The sequence below is a fragment of the Pseudomonas veronii genome (assembly GCF_002028325.1).
Classification (GTDB): Bacteria; Pseudomonadota; Gammaproteobacteria; order Pseudomonadales; family Pseudomonadaceae; genus Aquipseudomonas; species Aquipseudomonas veronii.
In genome coordinates, this window is record NZ_CP018420.1 from 3,365,271 (window position 1) to 3,386,076 (window position 20,806).

The following is a 20,806-nucleotide window of genomic DNA, read 5'->3' on the forward strand; positions in this document are numbered from 1 at the left end:
TGAAACCACAGATGAGGTGACCCATGAGTTATAGCCCTTCGCTGCAAACGCTCTGGCAGGATCGGTCGGTGGCCGGCCAAAGCCTGGTGGAGCCGTTGCTCAGATACGCCCGCCGCCCCGACGTGATCATCCTGGCCTTGCCGCGTGGCGGCGTCCCGGTGGCGTATGAGGTGGCCACGGCCCTGCAGGTGCGCCTGGATCTGATAGTGGTACGCAAGCTCGGCATGCCGTCCCAGCCCGAATTCGCCATGGGCGCCATCGCCAGTGGCGGTATCCAGATCCGCAATGAAGAGGTGCTGCGGGCTCATTCGATTGATCAAGACAGTTATGACGCGGTGGTCACCCGCGAAACTCGCGAGTTATCGCGCCGTGAGCAGGTTTACCGGGGCACGCGGGCGCCGCTGCAGTTGAAGGATCAGGTGGTCATCCTGATCGATGACGGCCTGGCCACAGGGGCTTCGATGCTCGCCGCGATCCAGGCGGTGCAGGTGCAGGCCCCGGCGCGGATCGTCGTGGCGGTGCCGGTCGCGCCGCTGGATACGGTGGAAACCCTGCGCTGCATCGTCAATGAAGTGATCTGCCCGCTGATTCCTGAGCGGATGATGTCCATCGGTTACTGGTACTCGAACTTCCCCCAGACCACCGATGCAGAGGTCATTGAGTTATTGCAGCGGGCCTGGCAACGCGAATCGACTGAAGCGCACCCGCTGTAGATGCGTCGCGCCAGGTGAGCCTTACACACCAAACGGAAAGGTTTCGTCTTCCGCTTCCAGCTCCTCGTTTTTGGGCAGTGCCAGGGCCTTTACCGCCTGCGTCTGCTCGAACCAGAGCATGGCGTCGAACTGTTCGGCCAGTACCGCTTCGAAGTAGTGGCTGTCGCGTTCGGTTGTGGGCCGGTAAATCACGCCAATCGCGCGTTCCAGCAGGGTGGCGGACAACACCGTGCGCAGCTCGGCGCGCTGCGGGTCGCGCCAGTCGGTCAACGACGCCGGCACGCCGGCTTCGAGGAACTGATGCTCCCAACTGTCGGGACGGGAAGGCCGCACCGCCTTGATGAGCATCTCGGCGTCCCAATCGTCGGCCGCCGCCACGTGGCCACGGTCGGTGCTCATGCCGATCAGCACGGCGTCGCGCCCATAGGCACTGCGGCACAGCTGGCCGATGTTGAACTGGCCCTTCCAGCCCATCTCCGTGGCCGCGGCATTGCCGATATGCGAGTTGTGCGCCCAGACCACCACTTTGGCCTGCGGGCCCCGGTGTTCCAGCAGGGCGCGCAGGGTGTCGAACATGTGGCGGTCACGCAGGTTCCACGACGCGGTCGAGCCGCGATAGACGGCGCGGTAGTACTGTTCCGCCGCACGCACCACGCGGGCGTTTTGCGTGGCGTTGAAAAACCCTTCGTCATCCTGGATGAGCCCGGCCAATTGCTTGGCCAGCATCACGTTGAGTTGTTCGACCACCTGCGGTTCACAGGGCATCAGGCCATTGCGTTCGACGAAATGACCGTACAAGGCCGGGTCATCCTGCCAGGGCGTCAGGCAGCCGTAGCGCCGCCGTGCTTCCTGGGCCAGTTGCGGGTCGACGCTGTCCAGATAGTGCAGCACCTCATGGATCGAGTTGCGCATGCTGTAAACGTCGAGGCCACGGAACTCCACGCGGTCTGCACTGGCGCGTTGATGGTTGTAGCGGTGCAGCCAGTGGGCAAAGGCTTTGACCTCGGCGTTGCGCCACATCCAGGTCGGGAAGCGGCTGAAGATATGGCGTTTCCAGGCCGACGGGGCCAGCCCTCGGACGTACTTGTCGACATGCTCTGCATCGGGCCAGTCGGCCTCAACGGCGACGATGGAGAAGCCATGCCGCTCAATCAAGCGTTGCGTGATGGCGGCCCGGGCGCGATAGAAATCGCTGGTGCCGTGGCTGGCTTCGCCGATCAGCACCACCCGCGCATCCGCGTAGCGATCGAACATTTCGCCGAACGCCGCAGAATCGAACGCCGGCAGAGGCTCGGCAAATTGGCGCAGGACCGCCGCGATGGCGGCTCTATCGACCTGCCGAGACGCGCCATAGTGTTTATCCAGCATGCGTTGGGCGGGTGTGCTCACGGCCGTCGTCCCGTTCAGTGTTTATCTATTCCTACACCCTGACTCAGGTGAATCATTGAGTTTTGTCAATAAAGCCTGCACGGCCTTGAGCCAAGGTGGCTGAACCCGTTACGCGCCGGCTACCGACGCTGCTCATGGAGGCTTGTGATATGAGGTGCTCTATCAATCGATCACACCTGACGCTTGCCCTCTGTGTGGTGGCCCTTGTGGGCTGTACCGACACCCGCGACCGGGCATCGCAAAAAACCGCATCCATGCCCGCGCTGGCCTTGGTAAACGACGTGTGTTCGCTGTGCCACGGGCTGACGGGGGAGTCGGTATCGCCGTTGTTTCCCAAATTGGCCGGCCAGCAAAAAGACTACCTGAAGCAGCAGTTGACGGATTTCAAAAACCATACGCGCATGGATAAAGCCTCGACTCAATACATGTGGGGCTTTACCCATTTGACCGAATCGCAGATCACTGAACTGGCGGACTACTATTCAAAACAGCCGGCCATGCAGGCTGAAGCCGAAACGCCTGACGCGCGGGGCGAATTGATCTTTCGCCACGGCGTGCCGGAATCCGGCATCGCTCAGTGCAGCGCCTGTCATGGCGCCGAGGGCCGGGGCCATGGCCAGACCCCACGCGTGGCAGGCCAGCATGCCGCCTACATGGTTCGCCAGATCCAGGTGTTTCAACAGGCCGACCTGCGTGAGCGCGGTGACCTGACGAGCCAGATTGCGCACACACTGTCGGACGCCGATGCCGAGGCGGTCGCGCATTACATGGCCAGGCTGGGGCCATGAAGCTCACGGCCGTACCGCAGGCGCCCAGCGCGCCGACCTCGACGGTCAAGCGCTCGCGGGCGGTGAGTAATGAGGACATTGCCGCGGTGTTTGACGATATCGCCGACCTGCTCGAAATCGATGACGCCAACCCGTTTCGCATCCGCGCTTATCGGGTTGCTGCGCGCACGCTGAGGGCGCTGACGGTCGAGTTGGCGCCGCTCATCGCACGTGGGGAAGCCTTGCCGAAACTGCCGGGTATCGGCGTCGATCTGACGGCCAAGATCAGTGAAATCGCCAGCACCGGTGATTGTGCGCTACGGCAACGCCTGCGCTCGACATTGCCGCCTGGGCTGGTTGAACTGCTGTCCATCGCCGGCCTCGGCCCCAAACGCATCAAACACCTGTATCACGGCCTGGGGATCGAAACCGCCCAGCAACTGTGCGAGGCCGCCGAGCAGGGCCACATCCGCCACGTGCCCGGTTTTGGCGAAAGGCTTGAGGCGCGCTTATTGAGCGCCGCGCAGAAGGGGCTCGGAAAGGATCGCCGGTTGCCGCTGGGCGTTGTCGAGCCCGTGGCGCTGCAGTTGATCGAGTATCTGCATCAACTGCCCGGGGTCGAGGACGCGAGGCTGGCCGGCAGCCTGCGGCGCATGCGCGATACCGTGGGCGACATCGACATCCTGGTGGCAGCAGAGCCCGCAGTGGCGGTCACTGCACACCTGATCAAGCACCCGGAGGTGTCCACCGTATTGGTCAAAGGCCGCACGCGGGCCAGTGTCGTACTGGACTCCGGCCTGCAAGTCGACGTGCGGGTGGTCAAACCCGCGGACTGGGGCGCCGCGCTGGTGTATTTCACTGGCAGCAAGGCGCACAACATTGCGATTCGCAAGCAGGCGCGGGAACAGGGCCTGAAGCTCAACGAGTATGGCGTGTTCAAGGGCCAGGAACGCCTGGCGGGTGTCACGGAGGTCTCGGTTTATCAGGCCCTGGGGTTGCCGTGGATCACGCCGGAGCTGCGCGAAGATCGCGGTGAGGTCGCGGCGGCACTCAGCGGGCGTTTGCCCAGGCTGGTGGAAGTGAGTGATCTCAAGGGTGACTTGCACGCGCACACCTGCGACGCGGATGGCGCCAATACCCTGGAGCAGATGGCACTGGCCGCGCAGCAAGCCGGGTTGGAATACCTGGCGATCACCGATCATTTCCTGGACAGCGAGCGGCTGCTGAAGCAGATCGACCAGATCGATGCGCTCAACGCCCGCCTGCGCGGCATCACCTTGCTCAAGGGGGTTGAAGTCGAGATACTAGAAGATGGCAGCCTGGGGCTGCCAGACACTGTCCTCGCTCGCCTGGACCTTGTGGTGGGCGCGGTCCACACGCATTTCGGCCTGACGCTGCGGCAACAGACGCAACGCCTGCTCAGGGCCATGGATCATCGCTATTTCACGCTACTGGCGCACCCGCTGTGTCGCCTGATCAATCAGCGCGCGCCGTTGAACATGGACCTGTCGGCCGTCATCAGGGCCGCCTCTGCACGCGGCTGCTGCCTGGAACTCAACGCGCAACCCCAGCGCATGGACCTGTTCGACCTTCAATGCCAATACGCCAAAGACCAACACGTGCTGATCAACATCAATTCGGATGCCCAGCGCACCGCGGATTTTGCGTACTTGCGCTACGGCGTCGCGCAAGCCCGGCGTGCCTGGCTGGAAAAGGGCGATGTACTCAATACCCGTTCGCTGAGCGCGCTGAAGTCGTTGTTGGCCGCTACGGCAGGCGGGCCTTCGCAAGGCGCCGGGAACTGACGGTTCGGTCTGATTCTTGGTCGAAAGTTGACAAAAATCAGAGCCCCGCACCGACGGCGCCGGATACTTGAACCGTAGCCGGAGCGTTCCTGCTACGACCCTCAAGGAGAATACCCATGAATATGCGTTTACCCGTAGTGTTGCTCAGCGTCCTCCTCGCGTTATCGGCTGGTTGCAGTAACAAACCGGCCAAAGAACTGGATGCACGCCTGGAGGCTGCTCAAAGCACTGCGCTGTCGGCACGCGCCAGAGCCGATGAAGCCTACTCGAAAGCGGAGCAGGCGGCGATGGCGGCCAATCAGGCGCAACAGACTGCCGATCAGGCCAATGAGCGCGCCAGCCGGATGCTCGAAAAAGCCAGCCGCAAGTAGTGAACGGTTGCAGCACCCGACACGTCGTCGGGTTTGCTGCAAGACAGCCGCAGGCCTGCAACCACCCCTGCCAGGCAGCACATCTGGCACCTGCGCGTCGACTCAACAGCATTGGCTTGGTTTTCCCCGACTATCATCTCTTCGCGTAACGGACTGCCGCTGAACATGTGGCTTAGGCTGACGTTCGGCAGGCGTTACCTGTGCATTCGCACGCTCTTGAAGATCGAGCTGTTCGATATTTTCCGGGGATGAAGCGTTGAACCACTGCAGATAAAAAAAGCCCCTTGTCGGTTTCCCGCCAAGGGGCAGTGCAGCCTGGGATTCATTCGCCTTTGATCGGCACGACTTTATCCGCTTTCATGGCTTCTGGCTTTTTCGGCAACGAGATGCACAGCACGCCTTTGCTGAAACTCGCGTCGATCTTATCGGCATCAATACCTTTGGGCAGGTTGAACACCCGCTCGAAGGAACCGTAGTGACGCTCGCTAAGGTGGTAGCCTTTGCGTTTTTCTTCCTTGTCCTCCTGTTTCTCGCCTTTGATGATCAGGCTGCCGTTGGACAGTTTGACCTCAATGTCTTTCTGATCCATGCCGGGTACTTCGGCGGTGATCTCGTAGCTTTTGTCTTTCTCGGTGATGTCCACGGCAGGCATGCCATGGCCGATCAGCTCGCGACGCCAGAACGGTTCAACGTCGAACAGCCCCCGGCTGAAGGGCGACAGGCCGGAACCGAGATTGAAGTCATCAAACAGGTGGTCCACCTGTTGCCGCAGTTTTTCCAGCGGCCGCCACAGGTCTGTCGTCATGGGATGCTGGTCGGATTTGTGTTCGGTAGTGACCGGCATTTTTTTTGCGGAATTGCTCATCTTTCGGTACTCCTCTTCAGATAGAAGGCAGGCAGCAGAACGGCCTCTGCGCGGCCTGCCAGGACAGAACACGGGGGCAAGCCCATCGTTACAAGGTCAGCGTCCCCGACCACAGCATCCAGCCGGCATAGGCCGCGGCCGCCCAGATGATGATCAACAGGCCGGTCTCGGGGCCGCTGAGCGCTTGTCCCTGACGGGCGCGCAGGGTGCCCAGGTAGATCAACGAGCCCGGGGCGTAGAGGAGGGCGCTGAGCAGCATATATTTCGGCCCGGCGGCATAGAGCAACCACATGCAATACAGCGTGGCGACCGCCGCGATGGCCATGTCGCGCAATTGCAGGGCGCGGTGGCCGGCATAGGTGTCACCCTTCCAGGTCAATTTCAGCGCATACAGGCCGCTGAACAGGTACGGCAATAGAATCATCGAGGTGGCCAGGGAGATCAGCGCGAGATAGGTAGCGCTCGAATACAAGGTCAGCAGCAGGAACAATTGAATGCAGCCGTTGGTCAGCCACAGCGCATTGGCTGGCGCGCCTTGGGTGTTTTCCACGCCCAGCGAGACAGGCATGACCTTTTCCTTGGCGGGCGTGAACACCGACTCGGCCGCCAGCAACGTCCAGGCGAGCAGGGCGCCGCCGACCGAAACGATCAGGCCGATGCTGATCAGCACCGCGCCCCATGGCCCGGCCGCGGCCTGCAGCACGCCCGCCATCGAGGGGTTCTTCAAGGCGGCGAGTTCCGGTTGTTTGAGCACCCCCAGCGACAGCAAGGACACCGAAATCAGCAACAACAACGTGATGACAAAACCGATCACCGTGGCCCGCCCGACATTGGCCCGCTCCGCCGCACGGGCAGAAAACACGTTGGCGCCCTCGATCCCGATAAACACCCAAACGGTGACCAGCATCGTGCTTTTGACTTGATCGAGCGTACTGCCCAATGCCGGCGAGCCCCAGAAGTCGACAGTGAACGTTTCACGCTGGAACGCGGCGATCACCAGGCCGATGAACAACAGCAACGGCACGATCTTCGCGACCGTCGTCAACGCATTGGCCCGCGCAGCGGTGCGCAAGCCCCTGAGGATCATCCAGTGCAACGCCCACAACACCACGGACGCACCGGCGATCGCCGCCTTGTTATTGCCTTCGCCAAACACCGGAAAGAAGTAACTCAGTGCAGCGAACAGGATCACCAGGTAACTGACGTTGCCGATCCAGGCACTGATCCAATAACCCCAGGCGGAGTTGAAGCTCAGGTATTCGCCACCCAGCGCACGCGCATAGGCAAACACACCGTTGTCCAGCGCGGGCTGGCGGTTGGACAGGGTCTGATAGACCAGCGCCAGCGACAGCATGCCGACGCCGGTGATCAACCAACCGATCAGAATCGCACCGGCGCCCGCACTGGCGGCCATGTTTTGCGGCAGGCTGAAGATGCCGCTGCCGATCATCGAACCGACCACCAGGGCAATCAACAAGCTCAGCGACAAGCGCTTGGGTTCTACCTTGCGCAGACTGCCTGCCACGGGTTGGACAGCCGGCGGGACGATCGGTTGAGAGCCTTGCAGATGCGTAGCCATGACGAGCCTCCACGAAAACGTGAGTATCTGCACCGTCGAATGCGAGGGTGCGACTGCTGCATCTAATTTCTGCGCGAAGGGGCTGGGTCTGGTTGATTTAGATCAGATGTAAGTGTCTGCGGATCAGTCGCAATACTTAACTGATTGAATTGTTTTTCAAAAAACATTTTCCCGCGGGTGTTTTCGTCGTTAAACGCCAAAGTGTTGTTCGTCGATGATATTGATGCGCCAGGAGCGCGCCGAACCGTAACGGGAACATTTTATTGAGGAAGGTCAAGCCGCCGCGCCCCGTGGATGCCAGGATAAGGCCAACCTGGGGCAAGGTTCCCTGTAACCTCATTGAGTGTCGAGGCGGCCCATGATGCGAGCATTACGGTTACTGCTTGGCGGCTCCCGTCAGGCCGTGGATTCCCCGGCGTTGTGGAGCCGCGCATGATGGATGCCCCTTGCCCGGCGTTGTTGGTGCTGAATGCGGGCTCTTCAACCCTCAAGTTTTCCCTTTACTTCGTGACGGCACCAACGGTCCATTGCCTGGGCAGCGGCATGATTGAAGTGCGCCAGGGCAGGGCAACGCTGGTGTATCAGGCCCCAGGATCCGAGGCCGAACATCAGGAGCAATGGCGCGCCGACAGTTGCATGGACGCAGTTTCCCTGGGCAACCTGATGCGTTGGCTGGGCAGCAACCGCCAATGGCAGATTGTCGGCGCGGCGCATCGGGTGGTCCATGGCGGCGCCCGTCGGGAAGTGGCTGCGCGGGTCGATAGCGCGCTGATCGACGAGATACAACGACTGATTCCAATGGCGCCCTTGCACCAGCCCTTGTGCCTGGCACCGATTCTCCATATGGCCCGCGAGCATCCCGAGCTGCCTCAGGTGGCCTGCTTCGACACCGCCTTTCACCACACGCTCAACCCGCTGGAAACCTTGTACGGCCTGCCCCGGGCACTGAGCGAGGCGGGCCTGCGGCGTTACGGCTTCCATGGTTTGTCCTACGAGTACATTGCCGGGGTCCTGGCGGATTACGACCCGCGCGCGGCGGCCGGGCGCACCTTGGTCGCACACCTGGGCAACGGTGCCAGCCTGTGCGCGATGCGTAACCGCATCAGTTGCGGCACCACCATGGGGTTTTCCACCCTGGACGGGCTTTTGATGGGCACCCGCCCGGGCAACCTGGACCCCGGCATCGTGCTGTACCTGCTGCGCGAACGCGGCATGAGCGCGGCGGCGGTCGAACACCTGCTGTACCACGAGTCCGGATTGCTGGGCGTCTCTGGCGGTGTGGCGAGTGACATGCGGACGCTGCTGGCCAGCCACGCCGAAGGGGCCGCGCAGGCCGTTGAGTTGTTTGTACGGCGTGCCGTCAAGGAGATCGGCGCGCTGGCCGCATTGCTCGGCGGGCTCGACGCGTTGGTGTTCACCGGCGGCATTGGCGAACATGCACCCACCGTGCATGACGGGATTCTCGACGGTTGCGCCTGGTTAGGCGTAACCCGCAACCAGCACCCGCCCACCGGAGCCTGCCTGACGACGCCGGACAGCCCGGTATCGGCCTGGGTCATAGCCACTGATGAAAATGCAGTCATCGCTCGACACAGCCTGGCCTTGCTGCCGGCGCCGGCATCGAGCGAGGCGCTTTAGCCACTATCGCCTTGAGGTGTCGACGTGTATGCATTCTTGCCACGCGAGCTGCCAGAGCAGTTGCGCGCATTGACCGAGCTTGCGCTTAACCTGCGCTGGACCTGGAACCATGCGCTCGACGAGCTCTGGAAAAGCATCGACCCGCAGCTGTGGGAGCGTACCCACAACCCCTGGTTGATACTGCAGAACACCTCGCCGCACCGGCTAGGAGAACTCTGCCGAGATGCGACGTTCTCGCAAACCCTCGCGCACGCCATCGAAGAGCATCGGCACTACCTCAGCGAGCCGGGTTGGTATGCGCAGCAGACAAACGCCGGCGATTCCAAGCGGATCGCCTACTTCAGCATGGAATTCGGCCTGAGCGAGGCGCTGGCGCTTTATGCCGGCGGGCTCGGTGTGCTGGCCGGGGATTACCTGAAGACGGCAAGCGACATGGGCGTACCGGTGCTCGGGGTGGGGTTGCTCTATCAGGAAGGCTATTTTCGACAATCCATCGACGCGATGGGGCGCCAGCAGGAGGCCTACCCCTATAACGACCCCACCAGCCTGCCGATCCAGCCGACGTTTGGACAGGACGGCGCGTGGTTGAAAATCCCCTTGGCGCTTCCCGGCCGGACCCTGTATTTACGCGTGTGGCAGGCCATCGTCGGGCGTACCAGCCTGTACCTGCTCGACAGTAATGACCTGCTCAACGGCGCCAGCGACCGTGGCATCACCTCGAAGTTGTACGGCGGCGGTTCGGAGATGCGCTTGCTGCAGGAAGTGGTGCTTGGCATCGGCGGCTGGGCCACACTCGAAGCGTTGGCGATCAATGTCGATGTGTGCCACCTCAACGAAGGTCATGCTGCACTGCTGGTGCTGGAGCGTGCCCGGCGCTTCATGCATCAGAAGGGCACATCGTTCCAGGAAGCCTGGTGGGCGACGCGGGCAGGCAACGTGTTTACGACCCATACGCCAGTGGCTGCGGGTTTCGATGTGTTTTCCGCGGAACTGGTACTCAAGTATGCCCGCGGCTATCTCGACGACTGCCGCCTCACATCGCACGAGTTGCTGGCGTTGGGCCGACGCAATCCGTCGGATGCGGATGAACCCTTCAACATGGCTTTTCTGGCGCTGCGTGGGTGCGCTCAAGCCAATGGCGTGAGCCGCTTGCACGGCGAGGTCAGCCGACGGCTATTCAGCGATTTGTATCCCCGCTGGCCTGTTCAAGAGATACCGGTGGGGCATGTCACCAACGGTGTGCATGTGCCGTCCTGGGACTCAATGTGGTCCGATCATCTGTGGACCACAAGCTGCGGCAAGGAGCGTTGGCGCGGCGCAGTCGAGTTGCTGCCGGCGACGGTCGCCAACAATGACGACGAGGCCTTGTGGAACATGGCTGCCGAGCAACGGCGCGACCTGGTGAACTATGCGCGCAAGCGCCTGGCCTGGCAGCTCGAGCAGCGTGGCGAATCGGCGCAGCAGGTGGCGGAGGGCGGGCAGGTGTTTGACCCCAACTGCCTCACGCTCGGGTTTGCGCGACGCTTCACCGACTATAAGCGCCCGAACCTGCTGCTGCACGACAGCGACCGCCTGGCGCGGCTGTTAACCAACGAGCAGCATCCGGTACAACTGCTCATCGCTGGCAAGGCTCATCCCGCCGATGAGCGGGGCAAGCAACTGATCCAGGCATGGCTCGACTTCGTGCATCGCCCGGGGCTGCGCCGGCATGTGGTGTTCCTGGAAGACTACGACCTGGAAATGGCCCAACACCTGGTGCAAGGCGTCGATGTCTGGATCAACACCCCGCGTCGGCCCTGGGAAGCCTGCGGCACCAGTGGCATGAAGGTGCTCGTCAACGGCGGGTTGAACCTCTCGGAACTCGATGGTTGGTGGGCACAAGCGTACCAGCCCGCCTATGGCTGGGCGATCGGGGATGACGCGCCGAGCGATGACGACGTCGACGCCGAGCGCTTGTACGGCCTATTGGAAAACGAGGTCGTCCCCACGTTCTATTCACGCGATGCACAGGGTATTCCACGCGACTGGGTGCAACGCATGCGCGCCAGCATGTCGCAGCTGGGGCCGTACTACAGCAGCAATCGCATGCTGCAGGAATACCTGGAGCATCTTTACCAACCGGCGATTCAGGCGTTTCGACGCCGCCGCGAGGATAACGCGGCACTGGCGCGCACGCTCCATGCCTGGCAGAAGGCGTTGACGGCGGCCTGGGACAATATTCACTTCGGCGCGGTCGAGGGGCATCGCGATGGCGACTGTCTGAGCGTTCGCGTGCCGGTCTATTTGGGTGAGATCTCGCCTCTGTGGGTCAAGGTGGAACTCTATGGCGGCCTGTGCGACGAGTACCCCGCAGAGTGCTTGCTGATGAAAGCCGTCGATGTGATTCCGGGCGCCATCCAGGGTTATATCTATTCCATTTCGGTCGCCGCCACGCGCCCGCTGGAGCACTACACTCCGAGGGTTCGCGCCTTGCACGCGGATGCCTTTCTGCCAGCGGAAAACCCATTGATTGCGTGGCAGCGTTGAGCGGCGATGCGCCTATTGTCAGCGAGCCAAACCGGGGTAAAGCCTGGCGGCCAACAGCAGAAAAACGGTGAACACCGAGAGCATCACCTATCGCAACGGGCGCTGTCCCACGCGGCAGCAAAGCGCATTTGTTGATAAAGATCAGAGGGCATCGGGAGCAACCCCAGATACTCGTGCGACTGACTTAACCGTCTTCCCGCACTCTCGACTCAACAAAAAGGAAAAGGATCATGGGCGCAGCCGCCATTTCCCCGCAGGCTGAACGTTTCAATCTGCCGGTCAGTGAATGGGTTACCTCGACTGTTGATCCGCTGGCGCTAGCGCCGGTTTCACCGGCCATTACCAGCGTGGCGGCGAGGGCCAAGGTCCTGTTCGTGACCTCCGAATTGGCCGGCCTCGTGAAAACCGGCGGGCTCGGCGATGTATCGGCGGCATTGCCCCGGGCCCTGCATCCCCTGCACGATGTGCGCGTGTTGATGCCGGGTTACCCGCAAGTGCTCAACAGTGGAAATCCGGTCCATGTGATCAGCGAGCTGGAGGGCCATGCGGCATTGCCGGCGTGCAAGATCGGGCGGATGGACATGACGGATGGCCTGGTCATTTACCTGGTGATCTGTCCCGAACTGTATGAGCGTGAAGGCACTCCTTACGGGGATAACAATGGCCGTGACTGGCCGGATAACCATATCCGGTTTGCCCGTCTCGGCCTGGCCGCGGCCGACTTCGCCGCAGGCGCGGTGAAGTGCCAGTGGCGTCCGGAGCTGGTGCACGCGCATGATTGGCCGGCCGGCCTCGCGCCGGCGTACATGCGCTGGCGTGGGCAGGCCACGCCGAGCATTTTCACCATCCATAACCTTGCCTATCAAGGCATGGTCAGCAGCGGTTCCCGGCGCGAACTGGGCATCCCCGAGCACGCGCTGGCCTCGGACGGTATGGAGTTCTACGGCAAGCTCTCATTGCTCAAGGCCGGCATGGCCTATGCCAACCACATCACCACCGTCAGCGCGACCTACGCCCGGGAAATCACCACGCCAGCATTCGGTTGCGGCCTGGACGGCTTTCTGCAGAGCAAAGCCGAACAAGGGCTGCTCAGCGGCATTGCCAATGGTATCGACGCCAGTTGGGACGCCGAAACCGATGAGCACTTGATCTGCCGGTTTGCCGCTAACGATTGGCTCGGCAAGGCGGTGAACGCCCACTATGTCCGCCAGTTGTTCAATCTCAAGCCGTCGACGGGGCCTCTGTTCGCGGTGGTATCGCGTCTGGTCTTCCAGAAAGGCCTGGATCTGACCATTGGCGTTGCCGGGCACATCGTCAGGCAGGGCGGGCAGATCGCCATCATCGGCCGTGGCGAACCGCAGGAAGAGGAGGCCGCACGGGAGCTGGCCCGGCGCTTCCCGGGCCAGGTCGGTGTGCTTATCGGCTTCAACGAAACGGATGCCCGGCGCATGTTTGCCGGCAGTGACTTCCTGCTCATGCCGTCGCGCTATGAACCGTGCGGCCTGAGCCAGATGTATGCGCAGCGTTTCGGCTCATTACCGGTAGCCCGTAATACCGGTGGGCTGGCCGACACGATCGAAGATGGCGTGAGCGGTTTTCTGTTCGAGGAGCCCACCGTGGAAAGCTACTCGGCAGCACTGACGCGGGCGATCAAGGTGTTCGCCAACCCTGAGTTGCTCAATGCAATGCGTTGCCGCGCCATGCGCAAGCCGTTCGATTGGCACCAAGCCATAAAGCCTTACAGCGCCCTGTATCTGCGATTGCTGAAGGCCAATCGGGTATCCCTGGCGGCCCCCTCACTCAATGGAGAGATATCGTGACCCATTCACAGCCGCACATTCGTTGGTTCAAGGACTTGGGTATCAACGACGTCGCACAGGTCGGTGGCAAGAACGCCTCGCTGGGAGAGATGTACCAGAACCTGACAGGCCAGGGCATCCGCGTACCCAACGGGTTTGCCGTTACTTCAGACGCGTACCGTTATGTCCTTGAGCACAACAAGGCGTGGGCGCCGCTGCATGCCGCGCTCGACGGCCTCGACCCCAACGACATCAAGGACCTGCAAGCCCGCGGCAAACGGGCGCGGGCGATTGTGTATGGCTGTACGCTGCCGGAAGACCTGAAGAGCGCGATACTGCACAGCTACGCCCAGCTCAAGCGCGAATACGGCAACAGCCTTTCACTGGCCGTGCGCTCCTCGGCAACCGCCGAGGACTCGCCGCAGGCCTCATTTGCCGGGCAGAACGAGACCTATCTCAATATCACCAATGAAGATGCGCTGCTCGATGCCTACAAGCGTTGCCTGGCCTCCAACTTCACCGATCGGTCGATCCATTACAAATACGACAATGGCTTTGATTGCTTCAAAGTCGATCTCGCCGTCGTCATCATGAAAATGGTGCGCAGTGATCTCGGGGCCAGCGGCGTGATGTTTTCCCTGGATACGGAAACCGGCTTCAAGGATGTCGTGTTCATCAACGCCGCGTGGGGGCTTGGGGAGAATGTGGTGCAGGGCGCGCTGGCCCCGGACAGTTTCTACGTACACAAACCCAGCTTCGTCGCCGGTTATCGTGGCGTGCTCAAGCGTAGCCTGGGCAGCAAAGAAAAGAAGATGGTGTTTACCGACACCCTCAATACCGGGAACATCGCGCAGGAGTACACCGCGAATATCGAAACACCCGACGAAGAACAAACGCGCTTTTGCCTCTCTGACGGGGACGTCATGGTCCTGGCTGACTATGCCATCAAGGTTGAAAACCACTATTCGAGCAAAGCCGGTTTCTACAAACCCATGGACATGGAATGGGCGAAAGACGGGATCGATGGCCACTTGTATATGGTCCAGGCGCGCCCCGAAACGGTGGCCTCGCAGAAAAAAGGCAGCGTGCTGCAGATCTATCACCTCAAGCAACGCTCGTCAGTGCTGCTTAAGGGGAAGGCGGTCGGCACCCGCATCGGCGCCGGGAAGGCCCGTATCGTCAACGATGTGAAACAGCTCAGCGAGTTTCAACCGGGCGAAGTGCTGGTTTCCGAAGCCACGACTCCGGATTGGGAACCGGTGATGAAAACCGCCGCCGCGATTGTGACGAACCGCGGCGGACGCACCTGCCACGCGGCCATCGTGGCACGGGAGCTGGGTATTCCCGCGATCGTGGGCGCCACCAATGCGGCAGCGACAATCAAAACCGGCGCCTTGTTGACCGTCAGTTGCGCCGAAGGCGAAATCGGAACGGTCTACGACGGCATCCTGGATTTTGATGTGGAGGAAACGGACCTCAGCCAACTCGGGCATCCCGACACGCACATCATGATGAACCTGGCCAACCCCGACCAGGCCTTCAGCCTGGCCTCGCTGCCGGTCGACGGGATCGGTCTGGCGCGCATGGAGTTCATCATCAATGAATGCATCAAGGTCCATCCGATGGCCCTTGTCCACCCGGAAAAGCTGGATGACGCCACCCGTGAAAAAATCGCCGTGCTGAGCGCCGCGCATGCGGACCCTACGGATTTTTTCATCAAGACCTTGGCCGAAGGCGTCGCCACCATTGCCGCAGCGGTGTACCCAAAACCGTGCGTGGTACGCATGAGCGACTTCAAGAGCAATGAGTACGCGACCCTGCTGGGTGGGCAGTATTTCGAGCCGGTAGAACACAACCCGATGATCGGTTTTCGCGGCGCGTCCCGATACAGCCATCCGGCTTATGCCGAAGGGTTTGCGCTGGAGTGCGCGGCGATGAAATGGGCGCGCGAACACATTGGCCTCACCAACATCAAGTTGATGATCCCGTTTTGCCGCACCGTGGCGGAGGGCGAAAGGGTATTGGCGACCATGGCCAGCCATGGCCTGCAGCGCGGAGAAAACGGGCTGGAGGTCTACATCATGTGCGAAATACCCAACAACGTGATCCAGATCGACGCGTTCGCCAAACTGTTCGACGGCTTCTCGATCGGTTCCAACGACCTGACCCAGTTGACGCTCGGCGTGGACCGCGACTCGGAAATCGTCGCCTTCGATTTCGATGAGCGCGACCCGGGCGTCAAGCAGATGATTCGCCTGGCGGTAGAAGGCGCCAAGCGTAACGGCCGACACTCGGGAATCTGCGGGCAGGCGCCGTCGGATTATCCCGAGATGGCGGAGTTTTTGGTGTCGATTGGCATCGATTCAATGAGCCTCAGCCCGGACGCGGTGCTGGCGACGATTCGGCATGTGCTGGCGGTGCAGGCGCAGCGGTTACCGAGCGATGAGGCCGACCGGGGCAACATCGGCACGTGAGGCCTTTCACGCAAGGCCTTCGTCTCGCAATGCTTTGCGCACCGCAGGACGTGCCTTGACCCGGTCATACCAGGCCCGGAGGTTATGCAAGTGCTCGAAGTGGATGTCGGCCTTGTAATAGCTGGTCAGCCAAGAGGCCTGGCCCCAGCCGGTCAATGCGAACAGATAGGCATCCGCCACCGTGAAGGCATCGCCCATGAGGTATGGACGGGTACTCAATTGTTCGTCGATCCAGGCGAAGCGCTTTTCCAGCTTTGGCTTGGCAGTCTCGACGTATTGACCTGCGAGTGTGGCGTACAACAGCGGAATGTAGCCCTTGTGAATCTCAGACGACAGGAAGCTCAGCCATTCCTGAAGTCGGTATCGATCGAGGGTGCCATGAGCGGGAACCAGCCCAAGCGCCGGCTTCAGGTCGCCCAAATACTGCACGATTGCCGGGCCTTCACGCAGGAGCGTGCCATCGTCCAGCTCGATGGCGGGTACGTAGCCCAGACGGTTGACCTCGAAGTAGTTGGCGCCCGAGTCGGTAAGGTGCGTCTTGTGATCGACCTTGATCAGCGTGGCATCGAGACCCAATTCATTCAGAACGATGTGGGGCGAAAGCGAGCAAGACGCGGGGATGTAGTACAACTTCATTGGCAAACTCCAGAACAGGGGGAGCGCTGTCAATCCAATGGAGAGCGCGCTTCAGCTGATTCTAGATGCCCGGTATAAAATAGGAAGAACGCACTATTTTGTAGTATAGGTACAAAAAATATACCTACACCCGGCCAGGACTCTGACTATGAAAGACAACATCTCTGGCTGCTCGGTCGAAGAAGCGATGCGTTTGTTGGGTGGCCGCTGGCGCCTGCTTCTTGCGTCCTACCTGCTCGATGGGCCGAAGCGTTTTAATGCGCTGAGGCGCGACATTCCGGCTATTTCGCAACGCATGCTGACCCTCGACTTGCGCGCCCTTGAGCAAGCCGGGCTGGTCAAACGGACGGTGTTCCCCACCGTACCCGTGACGGTTGAGTACGAACTCACCGTGGACGGGCGACGGTTGGAACCGGTCGTTACGGTAATGAAAGAGTTTGGGCTGTGGGTCAAGAGTCGCCCATGTGAGGAGATTGTGAGCATGTCCTCGGTCTTGACTGACAGTGCGCGTGGTTGAGGCAATGGCTGCCCTTAGAGCGACGCCCTGGCAACCAACGGGCAATCGACTGACTGGGCTCCCGATACCTCGACAGCGTCGATCAGGTGTCGGGCGGCCCTGCGACCGATCTCGTAGTACGGCAGTTGTACCGTTGTCAGCGGTGGGATGAACAGTTCGGCGATACCGATCATATTGTCGTAGCCGAGCACGGCGACATCATCGGGGATTTTCAGCCCGCGGCCCAACAACACCTGGTAGGCACAAAAAGCAATCCGGTCGTTGCCACAGATCAGAATGTCGAATTGGGGGCGACCCTCGATGATGTGCCGGTCGAGGATGGTCGCGGTTTCACCATAGGCGTCATGATCGGAAAGGTCATATTGCAGGAGTGCCTCAGGCAACAGCCCGAATGCCTGACAGGCACGCTGCAGGCCTTTTTGCCGCAGCCCCCACGCCAGGCTCTGTTTTGGGAGATTGATCAACAGAGGGCGCCGATAGCCTTGGCTCAAGGCGTGATGTACGGCTCGATACTGCCCCATTTCATCGTCGGGCACATAACTGACCAGGCGGCTGTCATCCGCCAGGCAATTGGCAAGCACCAGGCGGGTGCTCTTCAATCGCTCGGGAATGCACACCTGGCGCAGCCCCATGGCGCTGAAGATCAACCCGTCGGGACGGTGCGATAACATCAGGTCGATGTTCTGGTCGGTGGGCGGGTTGCTTAACAGGTTGAGGATAAATACATTCCAGCCGGCTTGCTGCGCGGTCTGTTCGATGGACAGCAGCAGTTCGACGGCGAACGGGGTTGTCGCGGTGTCCAGCGCGAAGACGCCGATGGTTCGAGTCTGGAGGTTGTCGCCGCGAATCCTGCGCGCCGACAGGCTGGGCACGAATTGCAATTCGTCGATGGCGCGGCGCACCCGTTGATAGGTTTCGGGGCTCAATTTTTCCGGGTTGTTGAGCGCTCGGGAAACCGTCATCAGGGACACGCCGGCTAGCTGTGCAACGTCTTTCACTGAAGTCATGCGAAGCGAGACCGGTCAGGTTGAGGCCGAATCATGACACATGGCCTGCGCTTCTCGCGACTCGAATGACACGGTTCATAACCATCCCGAGGCGAGTGGCCATGCCTTGGGAATGGCGACACGCCCACCACTCCCGCTTGCAAAGAGCTTCACCCCCAGACTGCCGGGCTGCGGGTAGAGGCGACTGCTCAGGCTGAAGCTGCCGTTTTCGTCGAACACTTCAATGGACGAACGATCGAGGAACACCCGCAGTGCCAGTTGCCCTTGTGTCGGGTCTATCGCCACGCTGCGCTGGCCGCTGACTTGCGCGCCCGAGCGGCTGCGGTCAAGAACCAGGCGCTGCAACGCCGCATCGTAGTAGAGCAGGGTTTGTTCCTGGCCATCGTCGCTGCAACGCAAGGCGACTCCCAAGTGGCCGTCGGTGCAGCCGAGTAAATCCAGATGCACATGGATTTCCAGCATATCGCCATTCACTTGCGGCACCCAGCGGCTTCCCGACGCCTCCCACCACGCGGTAGCCGGCAGCAGCGTCCCGCGCAGTGCGGTGAGCTCCCGTGCCGGAAACATGCGCAGACGATCGGCACACAGTTCAAGTTCGCGTGGCAATCCGAGCATGCCGCTCCAGTGATGCGCCTGACTCGGCATCGGGCTTTCCCACATGTCGAGCCAGGCCCAGACAAGACGCCGACCATCGGCGGCCACGAGGGTCTGCGCGGCATAGAAATCGTGGCCGTTATCCAGCTCGATAAACGGCCCGCCGGTGAAGTGCCACGCGCTGTCGAGCCGGCCCACTCGATAACCCGTCTGGTATTTGTTCAGCCGTTCGTACCCTTGGGCAAGCATGCCTTGCGGGGAATACAGCAGCACGTCGCGTCCGTTCAGTCGAAACAGGTCCGGACACTCCCACATATAACCATCGCCGTCGCTGCCCGCGGCAATATAGTCAAGGAACTCCCAGGTGTGCAGATCGGTGGAGCGGTACAACGGAAGCAGCGGCCTGTCGCCCAGGCGTGCGCCGGCAATGAGGTACCAAGCGTCATCCTCCTTCCATACCTTGGGGTCGCGAAAATGCATGATGTTGTCTTGCGGCGCGGTCTCGATGACTGCGCCATGCTTGACGAAGCGGATGCCGTCGACACTGGTGGCCAGGCACTGGACTTGACGGATCGAGCGTTCGTCGCCCACTTCCCCAAGCCAGGTGTGCCCGGTATAGATCAGTGCCAAGGTATCCCCACACACCACTGCGCTACCGGAAAAACAACCGTCACGGTCGCACTCATCGCCGGGCGCCAGCGCAATGGGCAGGTGCTGCCAATGAACCAGGTCGGCACTCTTGGCGTGCCCCCAATACATCGGGCCCCATTTCGCTTCGAATGGGTAATGTTGATAGAACACGTGATATTCGCCACGAAAGTACACGACCCCGTTCGGGTCGTTCATCCAGCCGGCCGGTGGCGCAATATGATAGCCGGGGCGATAGTCGTCGACGACGCGAGACGCACCGTCATGCAGTGCGCGCTGCGCAAGGTCAAGGGCTGAAGGCATTGGCTCGCTCAGGGTATTCAAGGACAAAGTCATAGGGCGCGTGCTCGGAATGAATGCAGAGCGACGTCATCGGGCAGGTGTTCGGCGGCGGCCGGATGGCGTTTCAAAGCGGTGCCGTCGGCGTCGAACAGGTGCAGGTTGTCAGTGTCCAGCTGCAGCTCGACCCGATCGCCCACCTGCCATCCGGCGTTGACCTCGCAACGGCAGATCAGGGGTTCGTCCTGACCCGATTCGAGGTGTACATAGGTTTCGCTGCCCAGGTATTCGACCCCGGTCACGACGACACCGTTGGCGCCCTCAGCCGCTTTGAGCGACAGGTGCTCCGGGCGAATCCCCAGGCTCAGCTGCGCGTCTGCCGGCAGGTTCGAGCTGTCGAAGGGCAGGGCAGTCATGCCCGCTACAGGGGTGTCGATCAGGCTGGTTTTGCCTGGGGCATGCAGGCGCGCCGGCATAAAGTTCATTCTGGGCGAGCCGAGAAAACCGGCGACAAAGCGGCTGGCCGGGCGTTCATAGAGTTCGCGCGGTGAGCCGACCTGTTCCACGCGGCCGCCGTTGAGCACGACAATTTTGTCGGCCAGGGTCATCGCTTCTACTTGGTCGTGGGTGACGTAGATCATGGTCGAGCCCAGTCGAGCATGCAGACGGGCGATTTCGTTGCGCATCTGCACCCGCAGGGATGCGTCCAGATTGGAAAGCGGTTCATCGAACAACAGAATGTCCGGCTCCCGCGCCATGGCTCTGCCCATGGCCACACGCTGACGCTGGCCTCCGGACAGTTCCTTTGGTTTGCGTTGCAGCAGTTTGTCCAGTTGCAGGATCTGCGCAGTTTTCAGCACGCGCTCGCGCAAGCTGGTCTTTTCCGTCTTGGCCAGTTTGAGACCGAAGCTGATGTTGTCGTAGACACTCATGTGCGGGTACAGCGCATACGACTGAAACACCATGCCGACGCCGCGCTCACGCGGTTCCAGGTCGTTGACCCGTCGTCCGTCGATCAGCAGGTCGCCGCCGCAGATCGAATCCAGCCCGGCGATCAGTCGCAGCAGGGTCGATTTTCCGCAGCCCGAAGGGCCAACGAACACCACGAACTCGCCCGCGGCAATCTCCAGGCTGACGTCGCGAAGAATCCGCGCGCCGCCCAATTGTTTGTTCACGTTGTCCAGTTTCAATTTGATCAC

The 20,806-nt window shown here is 61.3% G+C and carries 16 protein-coding genes; 9 read left to right on the forward strand and 7 right to left on the reverse strand.

What is annotated here, in order from left to right; genetic code table 11:
• The first annotated feature begins 23 nt into the window (after positions 1 to 23).
• On the forward strand, positions 24 to 713 hold the full coding sequence (locus PverR02_RS15365; RefSeq protein ID WP_079443771.1) for a phosphoribosyltransferase: 690 nt from the start codon (positions 24 to 26) through the stop codon (positions 711 to 713).
• A gap of 21 nt (positions 714 to 734) precedes the next feature.
• On the opposite strand, the gene PverR02_RS15370 is transcribed toward PverR02_RS15365, so the two are convergent.
• The gene (locus tag PverR02_RS15370) at positions 735 to 2,081 is read right to left on the reverse strand and encodes an erythromycin esterase family protein (protein WP_079443772.1); all 1,347 of its coding nucleotides are present in this window, start codon (positions 2,079 to 2,081) and stop codon (positions 735 to 737) included.
• Between the two features lie 275 nt (positions 2,082 to 2,356).
• Here PverR02_RS15370 and PverR02_RS15375 point away from each other — a divergent pair, with 275 nt between their 5' ends.
• The 3 genes from PverR02_RS15375 (at position 2,357) to PverR02_RS15385 (ending at position 5,045) form a co-directional block, all read left to right on the forward strand.
• Complete coding sequence (locus PverR02_RS15375) at positions 2,357 to 2,890, forward strand: c-type cytochrome (RefSeq protein ID WP_167379485.1); 534 nt, start codon at positions 2,357 to 2,359, stop codon at positions 2,888 to 2,890.
• Positions 2,887 to 4,674, forward strand: a complete 1,788-nt coding sequence (gene polX, locus PverR02_RS15380; protein ID WP_079443774.1) for a DNA polymerase/3'-5' exonuclease PolX — start codon at positions 2,887 to 2,889, stop codon at positions 4,672 to 4,674. Before PverR02_RS15375 ends, polX begins: the two co-directional genes overlap by 4 nt.
• A gap of 116 nt (positions 4,675 to 4,790) precedes the next feature.
• The gene (locus PverR02_RS15385; protein WP_017845783.1) at positions 4,791 to 5,045 is read left to right on the forward strand and encodes an Lpp/OprI family alanine-zipper lipoprotein; all 255 of its coding nucleotides are present in this window, start codon (positions 4,791 to 4,793) and stop codon (positions 5,043 to 5,045) included.
• 322 nt (positions 5,046 to 5,367) lie between these two features.
• Here PverR02_RS15385 and PverR02_RS15390 read toward each other — a convergent pair whose 3' ends face one another.
• Positions 5,368 to 5,910, reverse strand: a complete 543-nt coding sequence (locus PverR02_RS15390; protein ID WP_017845784.1) for an Hsp20/alpha crystallin family protein — start codon at positions 5,908 to 5,910, stop codon at positions 5,368 to 5,370.
• An 88-nt stretch (positions 5,911 to 5,998) separates the two neighbouring features.
• Positions 5,999 to 7,489, reverse strand: coding sequence for an arginine-ornithine antiporter (arcD, locus tag PverR02_RS15395; protein WP_052735791.1), 1,491 nt, complete (start codon positions 7,487 to 7,489; stop codon positions 5,999 to 6,001).
• Between the two features lie 432 nt (positions 7,490 to 7,921).
• Here arcD and PverR02_RS15400 point away from each other — a divergent pair, with 432 nt between their 5' ends.
• The 4 genes from PverR02_RS15400 to ppsA all read left to right on the forward strand — a co-directional run bounded on the left by PverR02_RS15400 (position 7,922) and on the right by ppsA (position 15,926).
• Positions 7,922 to 9,127, forward strand: a complete 1,206-nt coding sequence (locus PverR02_RS15400) for an acetate/propionate family kinase (RefSeq protein ID WP_079443775.1) — start codon at positions 7,922 to 7,924, stop codon at positions 9,125 to 9,127.
• A 24-nt stretch (positions 9,128 to 9,151) separates the two neighbouring features.
• Positions 9,152 to 11,653, forward strand: coding sequence for an alpha-glucan family phosphorylase (gene glgP / locus PverR02_RS15405; protein ID WP_079443776.1), 2,502 nt, complete (start codon positions 9,152 to 9,154; stop codon positions 11,651 to 11,653).
• Positions 11,654 to 11,880: 227 nt separating this feature from the next.
• Positions 11,881 to 13,473 carry a glycogen synthase GlgA gene (gene glgA / locus PverR02_RS15410; protein WP_079443777.1) on the forward strand — a complete coding sequence of 531 codons (1,593 nt, stop codon included), beginning with the start codon at positions 11,881 to 11,883 and terminating at the stop codon, positions 13,471 to 13,473.
• Positions 13,470 to 15,926 (forward strand): phosphoenolpyruvate synthase, encoded by a 2,457-nt coding sequence (gene ppsA / locus PverR02_RS15415; protein ID WP_079443778.1) that lies wholly within the window; start codon positions 13,470 to 13,472, stop codon positions 15,924 to 15,926. Before glgA ends, ppsA begins: the two co-directional genes overlap by 4 nt.
• Before the next feature lie 6 nt (positions 15,927 to 15,932).
• On the opposite strand, the gene gstA is transcribed toward ppsA, so the two are convergent.
• Positions 15,933 to 16,562, reverse strand: a complete 630-nt coding sequence (gstA, locus tag PverR02_RS15420; RefSeq protein WP_079443779.1) for a glutathione transferase GstA — start codon at positions 16,560 to 16,562, stop codon at positions 15,933 to 15,935.
• A 148-nt stretch (positions 16,563 to 16,710) separates the two neighbouring features.
• On the opposite strand from gstA, the gene PverR02_RS15425 reads away from it, so the two are divergent.
• Positions 16,711 to 17,079 (forward strand): winged helix-turn-helix transcriptional regulator, encoded by a 369-nt coding sequence (locus PverR02_RS15425; protein ID WP_057004105.1) that lies wholly within the window; start codon positions 16,711 to 16,713, stop codon positions 17,077 to 17,079.
• A 14-nt stretch (positions 17,080 to 17,093) separates the two neighbouring features.
• On the opposite strand, the gene PverR02_RS15430 is transcribed toward PverR02_RS15425, so the two are convergent.
• The 3 genes from PverR02_RS15430 to PverR02_RS15440 all read right to left on the reverse strand — a co-directional run bounded on the left by PverR02_RS15430 (position 17,094) and on the right by PverR02_RS15440 (position 20,806).
• Positions 17,094 to 18,086, reverse strand: coding sequence for a LacI family DNA-binding transcriptional regulator (locus PverR02_RS15430; RefSeq protein ID WP_046383407.1), 993 nt, complete (start codon positions 18,084 to 18,086; stop codon positions 17,094 to 17,096).
• A gap of 75 nt (positions 18,087 to 18,161) precedes the next feature.
• A complete protein-coding gene (locus tag PverR02_RS15435; protein WP_169850538.1) occupies positions 18,162 to 19,664 on the reverse strand; it encodes a glycoside hydrolase family 32 protein in 1,503 nt (500 codons plus the stop codon).
• Positions 19,661 to 20,806: an ABC transporter ATP-binding protein gene (locus PverR02_RS15440; protein ID WP_079443780.1), complete on the reverse strand. Its 1,146-nt coding sequence runs from the start codon at positions 20,804 to 20,806 to the stop codon at positions 19,661 to 19,663. Before PverR02_RS15440 ends, PverR02_RS15435 begins: the two co-directional genes overlap by 4 nt.